Origin of the sequence: Geobacter sp., from assembly GCF_027327745.1 — a bacterium.
GTDB lineage: Bacteria > Desulfobacterota > Desulfuromonadia > Geobacterales > Geobacteraceae > Geobacter.
In genome coordinates this window covers 123,722-139,053 of the sequence record NZ_DAHVYG010000032.1, presented here as the reverse complement: position 1 = coordinate 139,053, position 15,332 = coordinate 123,722, and the positions used below count along the sequence as shown (strand labels likewise).

14 protein-coding genes are annotated in these 15,332 nt (G+C 59.2%); 2 read left to right on the top strand and 12 right to left on the bottom strand.

Translation table 11 applies throughout. The features are described from left to right. Positions 1 to 158: 158 nt before the first annotated feature. From tyrS to smc, 9 genes are all read right to left on the bottom strand, one after another. Entirely contained in the window at positions 159 to 1,382 is a 1,224-nt protein-coding gene (gene tyrS, locus M6689_RS06405) for a tyrosine--tRNA ligase (protein ID WP_298269234.1), read from the bottom strand. 14 nt (positions 1,383 to 1,396) lie between these two features. After that, a complete protein-coding gene (locus tag M6689_RS06400; RefSeq protein WP_298269231.1) occupies positions 1,397 to 2,185 on the bottom strand; it encodes a TIGR00282 family metallophosphoesterase in 789 nt (262 codons plus the stop codon). After that, positions 2,175 to 3,737 carry a ribonuclease Y gene (rny, locus tag M6689_RS06395; RefSeq protein WP_298269229.1) on the bottom strand — a complete coding sequence of 521 codons (1,563 nt, stop codon included), beginning with the start codon at positions 3,735 to 3,737 and terminating at the stop codon, positions 2,175 to 2,177. Before rny ends, M6689_RS06400 begins: the two co-directional genes overlap by 11 nt. After that, positions 3,734 to 4,327, bottom strand: coding sequence for a 5-formyltetrahydrofolate cyclo-ligase (locus M6689_RS06390; RefSeq protein WP_298269227.1), 594 nt, complete (start codon positions 4,325 to 4,327; stop codon positions 3,734 to 3,736). Before M6689_RS06390 ends, rny begins: the two co-directional genes overlap by 4 nt. A 335-nt stretch (positions 4,328 to 4,662) precedes the next feature. After that, positions 4,663 to 4,944, bottom strand: a complete 282-nt coding sequence (locus M6689_RS06385; RefSeq protein ID WP_298269224.1) for a cell division protein ZapA — start codon at positions 4,942 to 4,944, stop codon at positions 4,663 to 4,665. Between the two features lie 5 nt (positions 4,945 to 4,949). Beyond that, positions 4,950 to 5,126 (bottom strand): cell division protein ZapB, encoded by a 177-nt coding sequence (gene zapB, locus M6689_RS06380; RefSeq protein ID WP_298269222.1) that lies wholly within the window; start codon positions 5,124 to 5,126, stop codon positions 4,950 to 4,952. Positions 5,127 to 5,182: 56 nt separating this feature from the next. Then, complete coding sequence (ftsY, locus tag M6689_RS06375) at positions 5,183 to 6,235, bottom strand: signal recognition particle-docking protein FtsY (protein ID WP_298269219.1); 1,053 nt, start codon at positions 6,233 to 6,235, stop codon at positions 5,183 to 5,185. Then, entirely contained in the window at positions 6,235 to 6,594 is a 360-nt protein-coding gene (locus M6689_RS06370) for a roadblock/LC7 domain-containing protein (RefSeq protein WP_298269215.1), read from the bottom strand. Before M6689_RS06370 ends, ftsY begins: the two co-directional genes overlap by 1 nt. A 13-nt stretch (positions 6,595 to 6,607) precedes the next feature. Further along, positions 6,608 to 10,138, bottom strand: a complete 3,531-nt coding sequence (gene smc / locus M6689_RS06365) for a chromosome segregation protein SMC (protein ID WP_298269212.1) — start codon at positions 10,136 to 10,138, stop codon at positions 6,608 to 6,610. Positions 10,139 to 10,248: 110 nt separating this feature from the next. Between smc and M6689_RS06360 the strand changes: the two genes are divergently transcribed. Beyond that, positions 10,249 to 11,610 carry a sigma-54 dependent transcriptional regulator gene (locus M6689_RS06360; RefSeq protein WP_298269211.1) on the top strand — a complete coding sequence of 454 codons (1,362 nt, stop codon included), beginning with the start codon at positions 10,249 to 10,251 and terminating at the stop codon, positions 11,608 to 11,610. Between the two features lie 267 nt (positions 11,611 to 11,877). Here M6689_RS06360 and M6689_RS06355 read toward each other — a convergent pair whose 3' ends face one another. Both M6689_RS06355 and M6689_RS06350 read right to left on the bottom strand, forming a co-directional pair. Further along, complete coding sequence (locus tag M6689_RS06355) at positions 11,878 to 12,327, bottom strand: PaaI family thioesterase (protein WP_298269208.1); 450 nt, start codon at positions 12,325 to 12,327, stop codon at positions 11,878 to 11,880. An 18-nt stretch (positions 12,328 to 12,345) separates the two neighbouring features. Beyond that, the gene (locus M6689_RS06350) at positions 12,346 to 13,134 is read right to left on the bottom strand and encodes a uracil-DNA glycosylase (protein ID WP_298269205.1); all 789 of its coding nucleotides are present in this window, start codon (positions 13,132 to 13,134) and stop codon (positions 12,346 to 12,348) included. Positions 13,135 to 13,180: 46 nt separating this feature from the next. Between M6689_RS06350 and M6689_RS06345 the strand changes: the two genes are divergently transcribed. Next, positions 13,181 to 14,092 carry a zinc dependent phospholipase C family protein gene (locus tag M6689_RS06345; RefSeq protein ID WP_298269203.1) on the top strand — a complete coding sequence of 304 codons (912 nt, stop codon included), beginning with the start codon at positions 13,181 to 13,183 and terminating at the stop codon, positions 14,090 to 14,092. Positions 14,093 to 14,120: 28 nt separating this feature from the next. On the opposite strand, the gene coaBC is transcribed toward M6689_RS06345, so the two are convergent. Beyond that, entirely contained in the window at positions 14,121 to 15,332 is a 1,212-nt protein-coding gene (coaBC, locus tag M6689_RS06340) for a bifunctional phosphopantothenoylcysteine decarboxylase/phosphopantothenate--cysteine ligase CoaBC (RefSeq protein WP_298269201.1), read from the bottom strand.

The following is a 15,332-nucleotide window of genomic DNA, read 5'->3' as shown; positions in this document are numbered from 1 at the left end:
CTCTCGCAGCAGACTTCGCAATCTACATCAACCAGATTACCCTGTCAATTGTTTTTTTCAAGGGGACGCCTCTTTCTTCTCAACTCCCCCTCCTGCGTCAGGGAGGTGTGTTTATAACAAATCGTCCCGTGAGGGTCAAGGAGGAAAAAGATTAAAAATTACACAAATTTCACCCTAACAAAGCGACGCTTTCCAACCTGAAGTACGTACTCACCAGTACAAGATACTTCCGCTGAATCGTCAGCTACGCGCTCCCCATTGACCTTAACCCCTCCTTGCTGTATCGCCCGGCGTCCTTCGCCATTTGACTTGACCAGTAATGTCATAGCCAAGAGTCTGCAGAGAGGCACTTTTGCTTCATTCAAATCCGTGACCGCATTGATGCATACTTCCGGCAACTCGTCGGGCACTTGGTTGTCGCGGAACCGCTTCACAAAATTCTCTTCTGCCGACACTGCGGCGGCAGAGCCATGATAGCGAGCAACTATCTCCCTTCCGAGCCGTTTTTTCGCCTCCATGGGGTGCACCACCCCCTCCCTGATGCCAGCCTTGAGCCCGTCCAGTTCGCTCAGTGTCATATCGCTGAGAAGTTCATAATAGCGAAGCATCAGCTCGTCAGAGATCGACATTATCTTTCCAAATATCTCGTCGGCCGGCTCGTTGATGCCGATATAATTACCAAGCGACTTGCTCATCTTATTTACGCCGTCCAGCCCCTCTAGAAGCGGCATTGTGATGACGGTTTGAGGCTCCTGCCCCCACTCTCGTTGAAGTTCCCGCCCCACGAGTAGGTTGAACTTCTGATCGGTACCGCCAAGTTCAACGTCGGCCTTCATGGCCACGGAATCGTATCCCTGAATGAGTGGATAGAGAAATTCATGGATGCTGATGGGAAGCTGGGTCGCAAAGCGCTTGCCAAAATCATCACGTTCTAGCATCCGTGCTACGGTATATTTTGCAGCAAGTCCAATCATGTCCGTTGCCGAAAGAGCTCCAAGCCATTGGGAATTGAAGACGACCTTAGTTCTTTCGGGATCGAGGATCTTGAAAACCTGCTCTTTGTAGGTTTCAGCGTTACGCAGGACATCTTCACGGGTGAGTGCCTTGCGGGTTTCCGACTTTCCGGTCGGGTCACCAATCATCCCGGTGAAGTCACCGATCAAGAAATACACTTCGTGCCCAAGCTGCTGAAACTGACGCATTTTATGGAGAAGAACCGTATGCCCCAAATGAAGGTCCGGCGCGGTCGGATCAAAGCCGGCCTTTATCTTGAGGGGAATACCCGTCCTTACGGACTTGGCAAGCTTTTCCTTCAATTCTTTTTCGAGGAGAATTTCAACCGCACCCCGCTTAACAACCATCATCTGCTCTGCAACAGACATAACCATTTCTCTCCTCAGGAACACAAGAGTGAGATACGCTCAATACCGAGCGCCTTGCCGCTTGTCTCATCAATCTCGATCACCGCACCGTTCAGGCGAAGGTCTTTCTTGGCCACCTCGAATCGGGTCGGCATGAGCGTCACAAACTTTTCAATCGCAAGTTCCTTCTTTATTCCGATGACTGAATCGAAGCTCCCGGTCATGCCCGCGTCCGTGAGATATGCGGTCCCGGCCGCAAGGATTCTTTCGTCAGCGGTCTGCACGTGCGTGTGCGTCCCCAATACGGCGCTTACGCGCCCGTCGAGATACCACCCGAGTGCCATCTTTTCCGATGTGGCTTCGGCATGAAAGTCGACGATAATTACTCCCGTCTGCTCACGGAGCAGTTCAATCTCACGGTCCGCAACCCTGAACGGACAATCGAGATTGCTCATGAAGACGCGCCCTTCGAGATTGAGGATGCCTACTTTTACCCCCCCTGCGGTACGGGCGACGACGCTACCCTTTCCTGCAGTACCAGGGGGGTAGTTTGCAGGACGAACGAGGCGCTCTTCCCGCCTGATGAAAGGGAGTGCATCCTTCTTGTCCCAGATGTTATTCCCGCTCGTAAGTACATCTATCCCGAGGGCAAAAAGTTCCCGTGCGGTATCCTCGGTGAGACCAAAACCTCCGGCAGCGTTCTCGCCGTTCGCAATGGCAAGATCAACACAATGATGGTCGACCAGGCGATGGAGTTCGCGGGAGAGGGCCTCTCTGCCCGGTGCTCCCACGATGTCTCCTACAAAAAGGATCTTAACGGGCATATTCGATCGCCCGGGTTTCCCTGATGACATTCACCTTGATCTGCCCGGGGTATGTCATTTCAGCCTCTATTTTCTTGGCGATATCCTTTGCGAGGAGGACTGCCCGCTCATCGTTAACTTCGTCGCTCGAAACCATGACACGGATTTCACGGCCGGCCTGAATGGCGAATGAATTATTAACCCCGGTGAACGACCCCGCTATTCTTTCGAGATCATCCAGACGTTTTACGTATGTCTCCATCATTTCCCGACGCGCACCGGGACGTGCTCCGGAGAGCGCATCCGCGGCTTGTACAAGCACTGCGAGCACCGACGACGGTTTTTCATCTTCATGGTGTGCCATAATTGCATGGACAATCTTCGGAGATTCGCCATACTTCCTTGCCAGATCTGCACCGATAACGGCATGGGATCCCTCCACCTCGTGGTCGACCGCCTTGCCGAGGTCATGGAGAAGACCTGCGCGTTTTGCCTGCTTGACGTTAATCCCGAGCTCCGACGCCATGATGCCGCAGAGAAACGCCACTTCGAGCGAGTGCTGATACACGTTCTGACTGTAGGAGGTACGGTACCGGAGGCGACCGATCAGCTTCAAAATCTCCGGATGGATTCCATGTACACCAAGATCGAAGGCGGCCTGATCACCAGCCTCTTTGATGGCCAGCTCAACCTCCTCTTCGGCCTTAGCCACTACCTCCTCAATGCGGCCCGGGTGAATACGCCCGTCGGCAATCAGCTTTTCGAGTGCGATCTTCGCTACCTCGCGCCGGATGGGATTGAAGCCTGAGAGGATGACCGCCTCCGGCGTGTCATCGATAATGAGATCGATGCCGGTTGCCGCTTCCAGGGCACGGATGTTGCGCCCCTCCCTGCCAATAATCCTCCCCTTCATCTCATCAGAGGGAAGTGCGACGACGGAAACCGTCTTTTCCGCGACATATTCACCGGCATAGCGTTGAATGGCAAGGGAGATAATCTCTTTGGACTTCTTGTCGGCGATCTCGCGGGCCTCCTCCTCGATGGCCTTTATGCGCTTGGCTGCATCAAGTTTCGCCTCGCTTTCCAGGTTGTCCATCAGGACCTTCTTGGCTTCGGCAGAGGTCATGCCGGAAATGCTCTCCAGCTTGCTCCGCTGTTCCGCGATCAGCCCATCGAGCCTCTCTTCTTTCTGCACCAGCATTTGCTCGCGGTTAAGAAGCGACTGCTCCTTCTTGGTCAAATCGGCGTCGCGCTGATCAAAAAGAAGCATTTTCTTATCGAGATTTTCTTCCTTCTGCTGAAGCCGCTTTTCGAGGGCCTGGAGATCCTTGCGTTTCTCCTTGGACTCCCGCTCGGCCTCGGCTTTTGACTGATAGATCGCATCCTTGGCCTGCAGTTCGGCTTCCTTGGTGATGGTTTCCGCTTCACGTTTTGCGTCGTCGACTATCTTGGATGCAAGCTCCTCCGCTTTGCTGACAAGAGAGTCGGAAAGCTTCCGACGCAGCATGTTGCCGATAAAAAAACCTGCTCCCGCAGCGGCAAGAATAAGGATAATGGCGATTTCTATCTTCAATTTCCCTGTACCTCCTCTGATCTATTGGTAACGGACGGGCGAATCATACGCCTGTCGGTAATAATTACGTCTACGGCCACATCGTGAGGTTCACCGGCAATTTCGTCGACCAGCTGAAAATCGTAACAAAAGCCGACGAACCTTCCCTGCCCTTCCAACCGGTGAAGTGCCCGGTCATAGAATCCCTTGCCATAACCGATTCGTCTGCCCGAGAGATCGAAAGCTACCCCAGGCACTACGATGACATCGGCCAGTTCCGGCAACAACACATCGCCAGTCGGGCATGGTTCGAGAATTCCGAAAGCCCCTCTTCTGCAATTGTCCTCGGCGGTAACCCTTGTAAAACGCAGCTCTGCACCACAAACCGCGGGGAGATACACGTCCTTGCCTCCAGCCCAGGAAGTCTCCATGACCTCCCGTGTATCCACTTCGCCATGTATCGGCGAATACAGGATAATTCTCCGGGCCGAATCAAACTCCGGGGTCGCCATGAACGCTCGCTGAACACGCTGGCCCGCGCACTGTGCCTCGCAGACAGGTAAAGACTTGCGCCTGGCAATCAGATACTGCCTCAGGGCTCTTTTAGGCATAGAAGGTTAAGGACGAACGAAGCCACGATGGGCCACATAGAGCGGGGACTACCCGCCGCAGGGGGGATCCGGAAGGGGTGAAATGCTTGCGCTGCAGAAAAGGGACCGGCTCAAGGGTAACGGATTTGACGTGACGGCTGTTTCGTTACGGCGACAGATTTACCCTTTCCGTTTGGATGAATTCTGCAGATGTTATCGGCAGACAGCCGAGCCTGCTTTCACTCGCAACGCAAACTCGCCTGTAGGCACTGAACAAACCTTCCAGACCGCTCTATGGTTAAATCTCCCGAAGGAGACTGTAGCAAACTGCAACACCGATGGGATTCCAGCCTATGTTACAGCAATACACTGTCGATCCGCTTACCCAACCGGCCTACCACATCTAGCTCAAGGCGCTTCCGCTCTTCCATTTCCTGCGCGAGAGAGAGATACCCTTCCGCCAGATTCATGAGCGCAAGGATAATCGGTATCTGAGGATCGCCTACCGGCACCGAAGCCTGGGCTTCGGCCACCTTCATATTCACGAGGGATTCGATTTTCTGCACCTGCTCGGGGGAAGCGGTGCTTCTGACCGTTATCTCTTTGCCGAGCACCTTGATGCGATGAGACGACTTCATGGTCGTCAGATCCCCTCAAGCTTGTTGAGGATACGGTCAATCCTTTCCTTTATGCCGTCGCGCTCACGAACAAGCCGACTGTTTTCCTCCCGCAGAATCTCATTTTCGTGCTTCAGCGAGGCATGTTTTTCGATAAGCGCTTCTATACGGCCCTCAAGGGCGGCAAACAATTCCTTATCCATGGAGCACCTTTTTTTGGAATCAAATAATATTTCAGCCCCCCCCTTAAGTCAAGGCATTATTGGAAAAGCGCCTCCACAAACTGGGCGGGATCAAAGTCTCGAAGGTCCTCGACCCCCTCTCCTACACCTATGTAGCGGACGGGGATCCGAAACTCGTTGCAGATCGCCACAACGATCCCTCCCTTCGCGGTACCATCAAGCTTGGTCAGTGCAATACCGGTAACTTCGGCCGCCTCCTTGAAGAGCTTGGCCTGTGAAATGGCGTTCTGTCCCGTGGCCGCGTCCAGAACAAGCAATGTCTCGTGGGGGGCACCTGGGAGTTCTCGGGACATGATGCGACGGACCTTTTTCAGCTCCTCCATGAGGTTCACCTTGGTGTGGAGCCGCCCCGCCGTGTCGACAATCAGTATGTCGGCCTTACGCGCGACGGCGGCCTTGATACCATCGAATACAACCGCCGACGGGTCGGCCCCCTCCTGGTGGCGGACTACGTCCACACCGGCCCGCTCACCCCAAGCCTGCAACTGCTCTGCTGCCGCGGCCCGAAATGTGTCCCCCGCGACCAGAACGACCTTCTTCCCCTCCTGTGTGTACCGGGCCGCAAGTTTACCGATGGTGGTGGTTTTTCCGACGCCGTTCACGCCGATCACCATGATGACGAAAGGAGTCGCCGTGGTTATGTCGAGGGGTGCGGCCTCGCGGGCGACACGCTTCAGAATCTCTTCCTTGAGGGCCTCCTTGAGGGCGGCGCCATCCTTGAGCTCGTTGCGGGAAAGGCGCTGCTCCAGTGTTCGGATCAGATCCACCGTGGTCTGCACGCCGAGATCCGCCGTGATCAGGATCTCTTCTAACTCCTCCAGCGTATCAGCGTCGATCTCCTTCTTCCCGAAAACCAAGCGGTCGATTCGTCCCACGAGGCTGTCACGGGTCTTGCTCAGTCCCTGTTTGAGACGTTCAAAGAAACCGGCCTCGGGGAGTTCACCTTCGCCCTGAGGGGATGGCGGAAGGGACTCTGCTTGCAGCGGCGGCGATGCGCCTTCTCCGTTTTCGCCACCTCCGGCGAGTTTTCCCCAGAGTCCCTTGAAAAAACCTTTTTTTTCCTCCAACATCAGTATATCTCCTTCGCCAAGAGCTCAATCGTCTGCCGGAACCTGAAGAGCGCCCTTGCGGGAATCGCCTCGCGGACCAGCGTCATGACCAGCGAGTAATCCTTCCCCACTGCACCCACGATTACGTGCTGGTGCGCGGTGGTGATTATGGCATCCCTTACGGTATCACCGGAAAGCTTGCTCTGCAGATCCTTCATCTGGTTAAGTATGATCCCCTTGTGGGCACCGACAACCTTGAGCTCGAAGTCGTCATGGAGAGCGGTTTGCTCCACCGCTTCCCCTTCCCAGTCGGCCAGTATCGCACCGGTCGCGCCGGGGACCGACTCAACGAGGTCAGCCAGAATCGCTTTGAATGGCACTGATGCACTCTCCTCAGTTCAGTTTGACGGAAACAAGCTTGGAGACACCCGGTTCCTCCATGGTGACCCCGTAGAGGGTGTCGGCAACCGCCATGGTCGCCTTGTTGTGAGTGATGATGATGAACTGCGATATTTCGCTCATCTCCCGGACCATATCATTGAACCGCCCGATATTGGCATCATCGAGCGGCGCATCCACCTCGTCGAGAAGGCAGAAGGGGGACGGCTTGATCAGGAAGATGGAAAAAATGAGTGCTACGGCCGTGAGAGCCTTCTCTCCACCGGAGAGGAGCGTCACATTCTGGAGCTTTTTGCCGGGGGGCTGGACGATGATGTCAATCCCGGTTTCCAGGAGATCCTCCTCGTTGGTCAGCTTGAGCTCGGCCCGCCCACCGCAGAAGAGACGCGGAAAGACCTCCTGAAATTTCTCGTTTACCTGATGGAAGGTCTCCAGAAACCGCTTGCGCGTAGTCCGGTTGATCCTCTGAATTGCCTGCTGGAGAGCATGAAGCGACTCCTCCAGGTCATCCTTCTGCCCCGACAGGAAGGTAAAGCGCTCTTCCAGCTCCCGGTATTCCTCGATGGCGGTAAGATTTACCTCCCCCATTTCGTCGATGAGGCGGGCAAGCTCTGCCTGCCTCCGGCCGGCCACATCCGCGTCGAAGGGGTGGTCGGCATATCTGTCGAGGAGCGGTTGGAGCTCCAGCCGGTACTTGTCGGCAAGAGAGGTCACGAGGTGGTTTAGCTCAAGGGTCAGCTCGGAGAGTCTCAGCTTATGGCCGGAAACAAGTCCCTTCGCCTCCTCGCAACTCGTGCGCAGCTCCCGAAGGCTCCCCTCCTCGGAGCGGAGCAGTTCCGCCTGCGCCTCGAACTCCCGCTTCACTGCCGCACAGGCGACCTCCGCCTCGGCATGGTCGGCAAGAAGCGACTTGAGCTCCTCCTCGCCCGCCGCGAGCGCGGCCGCCACCCGTTCCCGCTCGGTGCCGCAGACCTCCCGCTCGCGCCGATGACGCTCGATCCGCATCCGCAGGTCGCCGAGAAGCTCCTCGGTTCGTCTCATGGCGCGGTTTGCCGCCTCTTTCTTCTCCCGGAGCTGCGCACTGCGAACCTTGAGGGAAGTAACCGCCTCACGGGCGGAATCTATCTGCCGTTTGCGGACCGCAAGACTCTCCTGGAGCCGGGCGAGTTCCTCTTCAAGCACCACCTTCCGCTCGTCCCGGGCGCAGCGGCGGCTGTCGGCATCGGCCATCTCGGCTTCAAGGCTATCCCGCTCCTCCCGGAGCTGATCGTCTTCCATGCCGGCGACCGCAATCCGCTCCTCGATCCGCTGACACTCCTCGCGGACCCGCTGCAGATCCTTATCCGCATTCACGAGCTGCAGATCGGTCTGATGAAGCTCCTGTCTCAGATCGTGCAGTTCCTCTTCGCCGCGCGCCCGCTCCTCGCGCAACCCGTTGCGCTCGCCCTCCAATTGCCGGACCCGGGAGGCCAGCCGTTCGGTCGTCCCCGAAAGCTCACGGATTTCCCGCTTCTTGTGGACGAGCCCCTGCCCCGCACCCTCGGTCGAACCGCCGTGCACAACCCCGCCACCATATGCCAGGTCGCCGTGCAGCGTGACGAACATGCACCGGGGAAAGCGCCGGGAGCTCGAAACGGCATCTGCCAGATCTTCGGCCAGATAGACGTCGTACAGAAGAGGTTCCACCGCCCCGCGCCACGGCTCACTTATGGCCACCCGCGACAGAAGCGGCACGGTATCGGGGAGGGGGGCCGGACGGTCGACCGGCACGAGAGGAGCGGCGACGAGGGCACAGCGTCCACCGCCGCTCTCCCGCAGAAACGCCACCGCTTCCAGGGCATCGGCATCGCCTCCGCATAGGACATACTGAAGGCGCTCGGCAAGAACCGCTTCCAGGGCTGCTTCGAACTCACCTTCCGTCTCCACGACGTCGGCCAGGACCCCCCCGAACCGCCCCGAGAAACGCTCGGCGAGAAGGAGATTCCGCACCCCCTGGCCGTAACCGGCAAACTGGGCTTCCAGTTCCTGCAGCGAGTGCAGACGCGAAGAAACACGGGAGAGCTCCTCGCGCCGCCCGGCCAGCTCCCGTTCGAGATCGGCGAGACGGGCCTTGAGCTCATCTTCCCGGCGAGCAAGAACCGGAATCCGCTCCTGAAGCTCCCCCTTGCGGCCGGAAAGGGCGCCGACCGCCCCTTCGAGCTCGTGGGCCCGGCCGGAACTCTCGACAAGCCGCTCCTGGAGAAGGGTCCCCTCGCGACGGTTCCGTTCGGCGCGCTCCGCCAGGCTTTCCAGGTGCCGTGCTGCGGTGCTGCGCTGGTTGTTGAGCTGGGTCACCTCGGAAAGGACGGAGAAGAGCTCGCGCCGGACCTCTTCCAGGGAAGAGGCGAGTTCCCGCTCGCCATCGACAATCTCTTCGAGCTCCTTCTCCCGGGTCTGCAGGTTCTCCTCTTCACCGGCAGCCTCGACGGCAAAGGCTCCGCTCTGCTCCAGCAGGCGCTTCTGCTCCTCCTCGGAGGCGGCCACCTCCCCTTCGAGAGCGGCCAACTCGGTGGCGAGACGTTCCTCCTGGCGCTCCAGGGCAGCAAGCTCCTTGCGCTGGAACTCGATGCGACTCTCAGATGATTGCACCGCACTCTTGCGACTGAAGATCTCTTCCTGGGCCTCGGCAACCCCCCGCTCACGCTCGATGAGGGAAATGCGTCTCTCCTCCAGGAGAAGATCCCGCCGGCCGAGATCGGCCGCGAGCTCCCCCTCCCGGGATACGGCGCTTCGGAGCAACTCCTCGACCCGCTCCTTCTCGGCATCGAGGGAGACAAAGTGCCGGACGGTGGCGACGATCTCTATTTCCTTCAGCTCCTCCCGATACTCCCTGAACTTTTCGGCCTTTTTCGCCTGCCGCTGGAGGGAGTTGAGCTGGCGCTTGATTTCGGCGAGGATGTCGCCGATCCGCAGAAGGTTCTGCCGGGTGACGTCGATCTTCTTGAGGGCAATCTGCTTCTTGGCCTTGAACTTGGTGACCCCGGCCGCCTCTTCGATGAGAAAGCGCCGTTCCTCGGGCTTGGAGTGGAGGATCATCCCGATCTTTCCCTGCTCTATGATGGAGTAGGCCCGGGCGCCGACGCCGGTATCCATGAACAGCTCGGTGATATCCATCAACCGGCAGGGGGTCTTGTTGAGGAAATACTCGCTCTCACCGTCACGATAGAGACGGCGCGTCACCTGAATCTCGCTGTAGTTCAGGTACTTTGCCGGAACCCGGCCGTCTTCGGTGGAGAAGACCATGGAGACCTCGGCCATGCCGACCGGCTTGCGGAACTCGCTTCCACCAAAGATAATATCCTCCATCGACCGTCCCCGGAGGTTCTTGGCCGACTGTTCTCCCATGACCCAGCGGATGGCGTCGACCACGTTGGACTTTCCGCAGCCGTTGGGACCGACGATCCCGGTGACCCCCTGCTGAAAATCGAGCGACGCCCGGTCGACAAACGATTTGAACCCTGATATTTCGAGACGTTTGATCTTCATAAACCGGTTTATACTAGCAAAGGGCTGCCTCGATTGCAAAGACAAACGGGAGAGGAACCTTGCCAAAACCGGTCTATTAATGCTATTTTCTGGCCAAGCGGAGGGTTTTCATGAAAGAACGGACAAAGATCCTTCTCATCGACGACGAAGAGGCGGGACGAGAGGCCCTTACCCTTCTTCTCAAGGCAGCGGGCCACCACATAAGGAGTGTCGCGTCGGGGGCAGAGGGGTTCCAGTTGCTCGCCAGGGAAAAGTTCGACATTATCATCACCGACCTGTTCCTTCCCGACACCAACGGCATCGACATCCTCAAGAAGGTGAAGGAAGACTCTCCTCTGACCGAGGTGATCCTCATCACCGGGCACGCCTCCGCCGAAACGGCCGTTCGCGCCATGAAGGAAGGGGCCTTCGACTACATCACAAAGCCCCTCAACATCGACGAACTCAGGATCATCATCGGCAAGGCGGTCGAGAAGCGCCGCCTCCTCACGGAGAACGTCTACCTCAAGAAACAGCTGCGCGACAAATTCGAGTTCGCCAACATCATTGGGGCCTCGCCGTCGATGCAGCAGGTCTTCGCGCTCATGAAGCGGATCGTCAAGACCGACTCCACCGTGCTCATCACGGGCGAATCGGGGACCGGCAAGGAACTCGTCGCCAAGGCGATCCACTTCAACGGTCAGCGCCGGGACAAGCCTTTCGTCGCCGTTCACTGCGGGGCCATTCCCGAAAACCTCCTCGAAAGCGAACTCTTCGGCTACGTGAAGGGGGCCTTCACCGGGGCGGTGCGGGACAAGATCGGCAAGTTCGAGGCGGCCAGCCAGGGGACCATCTTCCTGGACGAGATCGGCACCATGGCAATGCAGCTCCAGACCAAGCTCCTGAGGGTGCTCCAGGAACAGGAGGTGGAGCGTGTCGGCTCCACCCGTCCCGTAAAGATCGATGTCCGGATCGTTGCCGCCACGAACCTGAATCTGGTCGAGGAGGTAAGAAAGGGAACCTTTCGGGAAGACCTCTTCTACCGGCTCAACGTCATCCCGCTGCCGCTGCCGCCTCTGCGGGATAGGGTCGAGGACATTCTGCCACTGGCGAAGCACTTCCTCGCCAAGTTCTGCAAAGAGATGCACCGCCGCCCCATGACCCTGGCCAAGGATGGTCTGGAAGCCCTTGAAAGCTACCGGTGGCCGGGAAACGTCCGGGAGCTCGAAAACCTCATGGAGCGGGTTGCGGCCCTGACCGAGAGTGACACCATAGCCCTCCAGGACCTCCCCCCCAACATTCGGGAAGAATCCCTCACCCGCGTCACCGAAAAGGGGGTCGATCTGGTCAAGACCCTCGCCGAGATTGAGCGGAGCATGATCAACGACGCCCTTGCTCTTTCCGACGGGGTAAAGGCCCGCGCCGCCGCGCTCCTGAACCTGAACCGCACAACCCTTGTGGAGAAGATGCGGCGGCTCGGCATGCCGCTCTAGGAGCCTGTCGGACTTAGGGGATCGTAGCGGGAGAATGGCAGATCGAGGACAGATTTTCGGGAATTTGAAGGCGAATAGTGGTTCTATTCGTCAAGAATTCCCGGAAATATGGACCGATTTGCCGTTCTCGCAGTAGATTCATTCCTAGGTCCGACAGGCTCCTAGCGCCACAGATAGCGCAGAAACACCAACGCCCGGCCGCCGGTGAAAACTAAACTCACCGCATCCGGGCGTCGTTTCCCGGCGCTTCGTCACTTCCTTCCTTCGTCAGACCCGGCCGGCCTTTATCCGGAACAGCGCCGTGAAGCTCGCCGCCTTTACCCCGTTATCGTCAAAGACCTCGGCCCTCCCCCGGATCGTCCGCTCATCTTCCCGCTGTGCGGCCGCCACCGTCTTCACCCTTCCCCCGCGAATCGGGGCGTGGAAGACGAGCGCCATCTCCGTGGTCACGAAGTGGGTCCCCTCCGGCAGCATGCTCTTGATCGCCATCGCCACCGCGGTGTCGGCCAGTGCCGTCACGGCACCGCCGTGCATGAGCCCCTTCCCCTGGGCGAGCTTCACGGTAAACGGCATGGAGAGAACCGCCCGGCCGGCAGCCGCTTCCTCGATGGTCATCCCCAGGTACTCCTCGAAGGGAGCGCAGGCGATCCACCCCGGCAGGGCGAACGGCAGTGGCGCCCCCTCTACCATCGGCTCATCATAGAGATGTTCGTACATAGGTGCAGGCACCTTTCGTCAGCCTTTGTGCGGTGTTGTCGCGATCCCCAGTCTTCCCATGACCTGCTTCATGTCCTCCCAGACCTCGCGCTTGCGCTCGGGGTTACGCAGAAGAAACGCCGGATGGAATGTCGGCATGAGGGGGATGCCGTGGTAATCGTGGAAGACCCCGCGAAGCTTCGATATCGGCTCCTTGGTGCCGAGGAGGGCCTGGGCGGCGAAGGTGCCGAGGGCAACGATCGCCTCGGGAGCGATGGCCCTCACCTGCCGCAGCATGAACGTGCTGCAGGCCTCGACCTCCTCGGGGAGAGGATTGCGGTTGCCCGGGGGCCGGCACTTGAGGACATTGCAGATGTAGACTTCCTCGCGCGCAAAACCCATGGCCTTGATGATCCTGGTCAGGAGCTGTCCCGCCTCGCCCACAAACGGCTCCCCCCGGAGGTCCTCTTCGCGCCCCGGGGCCTCCCCCACAAAGAGAAGCCGCGCCTTCGGGTTGCCGACGCCGAAAACAAGGGTGGTGCGCCCGGCACCGAGGGCGCAGCGCCGGCACTCGCCGAGATCGCTCCGGATCTCGCCGAGGGTTTCCCCTCCCGGCAGCGGCACTGCCGCCGCGGACCCGGCCGCTTCAGCCATGGAGAGGGAGTCGGCGGCACCAGTACCAGACAGAGGAGACGGTGCCACGGAATCCGGGCCGGGAACTCCCGCTTCCGGTAACAGCGGAAGCCCGTCCACTCCACTCTCCTTCAATTCCTCCAGGTAACGCCTGAGGGATGCGATTGTCTCGAAATAACTGTCATCGGGCCCCATGGCAAATCCCTTTACTTTTCACTAACTCTCCAATATTTTTATACATATGCTTATTCTTCCGCTAACGGTCCTCGTGGCCGCATTATTCGTTCCCACCGAAGCTTTTGCGTGGGGGGCCGGCATCCATCTCCAGATCGGGACCGCAGTCATCAACAACCTGCAGGTGATCAACCCGGCCATTGCCGCGGTCATCGGCGAATTCCCCCATGACTTCCTCTACGGCTGCATCGCGGCGGACATCACCCTCGGCAAGAAGTTCACCCATTACCTGCAGCACTGCCATCGCTGGCGCATCGGCATGAAGGTGCTGGAATATGCATGGAACCCGCCCCAGAAGGCCTGCGCCTACGGCTATCTTTCCCATCTCGCCGCCGACACGGTGGCCCATAACTATTTCGTTCCCTTCAAGGTAATGCGGAGTTTCTCAGCGCTCACCCTCAAGCACGCCTACTGGGAGATGCGGTTCGAAACCTTCGTGGAGCGCGAGATCTGGGAAACGGGGAAGCAGGTGGCCCGGGAGAATTACAAGGCGAACGATGCGCTGTTGCGTAACGTCCTCTCGGACACCATCTTTTCCTTCGGGACCAACAAGCGGATCTTCAATTCGATCCTCCTGGTGAGCCGTCTCGAAAAATGGCAACAGGTGCTGAAATCCCTCTCGGAGTCGTCGAGCTACGTCCTTGAGGAAGAGGACCGTGCCGAGTACCTGGGGCTTGCGGAGGAGGCGGTCTTCGACTTCCTCAACCGGGTGGAACACTCGCGCTTTTACCTGGCGGACCCGACGGGGGAGCGGGCCCTCGCTACGGCTGAGGCGGTAAGGAAAAACCTCCGCCTTCTTTACCGCAGCGGCAAACTCGGCAAGGACGACGCCTTCTCCCAGGTGGATACCATGAAGTGGCGGCTGCGGGAAGCCATCTGGGCGCCGGAGAAGCTTCTCCAGATCCTCTCCGCCGAATAGCCTCCGGCAACTCCGTCACGTCCTTCCCTCACTCCTCCCCTCGCGTCATCTTCAGCCGCAAGGCCACAACCCGATCCAGGATCGCCTCCGCCATCAGCTCCTTTTCCATGAGGGAGAGCTCCTCGACGGTACCATCCCGGTGAAGGATTTTGGCGATGTTGGTGTCGACATTGAAGCCTGCCCCCGCCTGGCTCACATCGTTCGCCACCATGAGATCGACGTTCTTTTCCTTGAGTTTCATGCGGGCGTTCTCCAGCAGTTCACCGGTTTCGGCGGCAAAGCCGACCACCACGCGGTCACCCTTTGCCCTCCCCACTTCGGCAAGGATGTCGGGGTTCTTCTCCAGCTCCAGCACCATCGTCTCGGCGCCTTTCTTGATCTTGCCGGCGCTGCGGGTGGCCGGGCGGTAGTCGGCGACGGCCGCCGCCTTCACCACGACCGTACACGCCGGCAACCGGGCCATGACCGCGTCCCGCATCTCCACGGCGGATTCGACCCGCACCGTCTCGATCCCCCAGGGATTCTCAAGGCAGGTGGGGCCGGAGACCAGAACGACCTCCGCCCCCCGCCGCCATGCCGCCCGCGCGATGGCGTACCCCATCTTCCCCGACGAGTGGTTGCTGACGAAGCGGACCGGATCGATCTCCTCGCGGGTGGGACCGGCGGTGACGAGAAACCGCTCGCCGGCCAGGTCCTGGGGCGCAAGCGCCCGCCGTGCCTCTTCGACGATCACCGCCGGCTCCTGGAACTTTCCCTCCCCTTCCCAGCCGCAGGCGAGCATCCCCCGTGCCGGCTCCACGAGGCGGAAGCCGTGGCGGCGGAGCTTCTCCTCGTTCTCCCGGTAAAGCGGATTCTGGTACATGTTGACGTTCATGGCGGGGGCGATGAGTACCGGCGCCCTGGTCGCCATGACGGTGGTGGTGAGCATGTCGTCGGCGATGCCGCCGGCAAGCTTTCCGATGACGTTGGCCGTTGCCGGGGCGATGATGAACAGATCCGCCCGGTCGGCCAGGGAGATGTGGCCGATCTCCCGCTCGGAGATGAGATTGAAAAGCTCCGTGTTGACCGGGTTCATGGAGAGGGTCTGAAAGGTGAGCGGGGTCACGAATTCCGTGGCCGACCTGGTCATGATGACGTGAACCGTCGCTCCCGCCTTGGTCAGCAGGCGCAGCAGCTCCACCGCCTTGTAGGCGGCGATGCCGCCGGTCACCCCGAGTACGATCTGCTTGCCGTTGAGCAT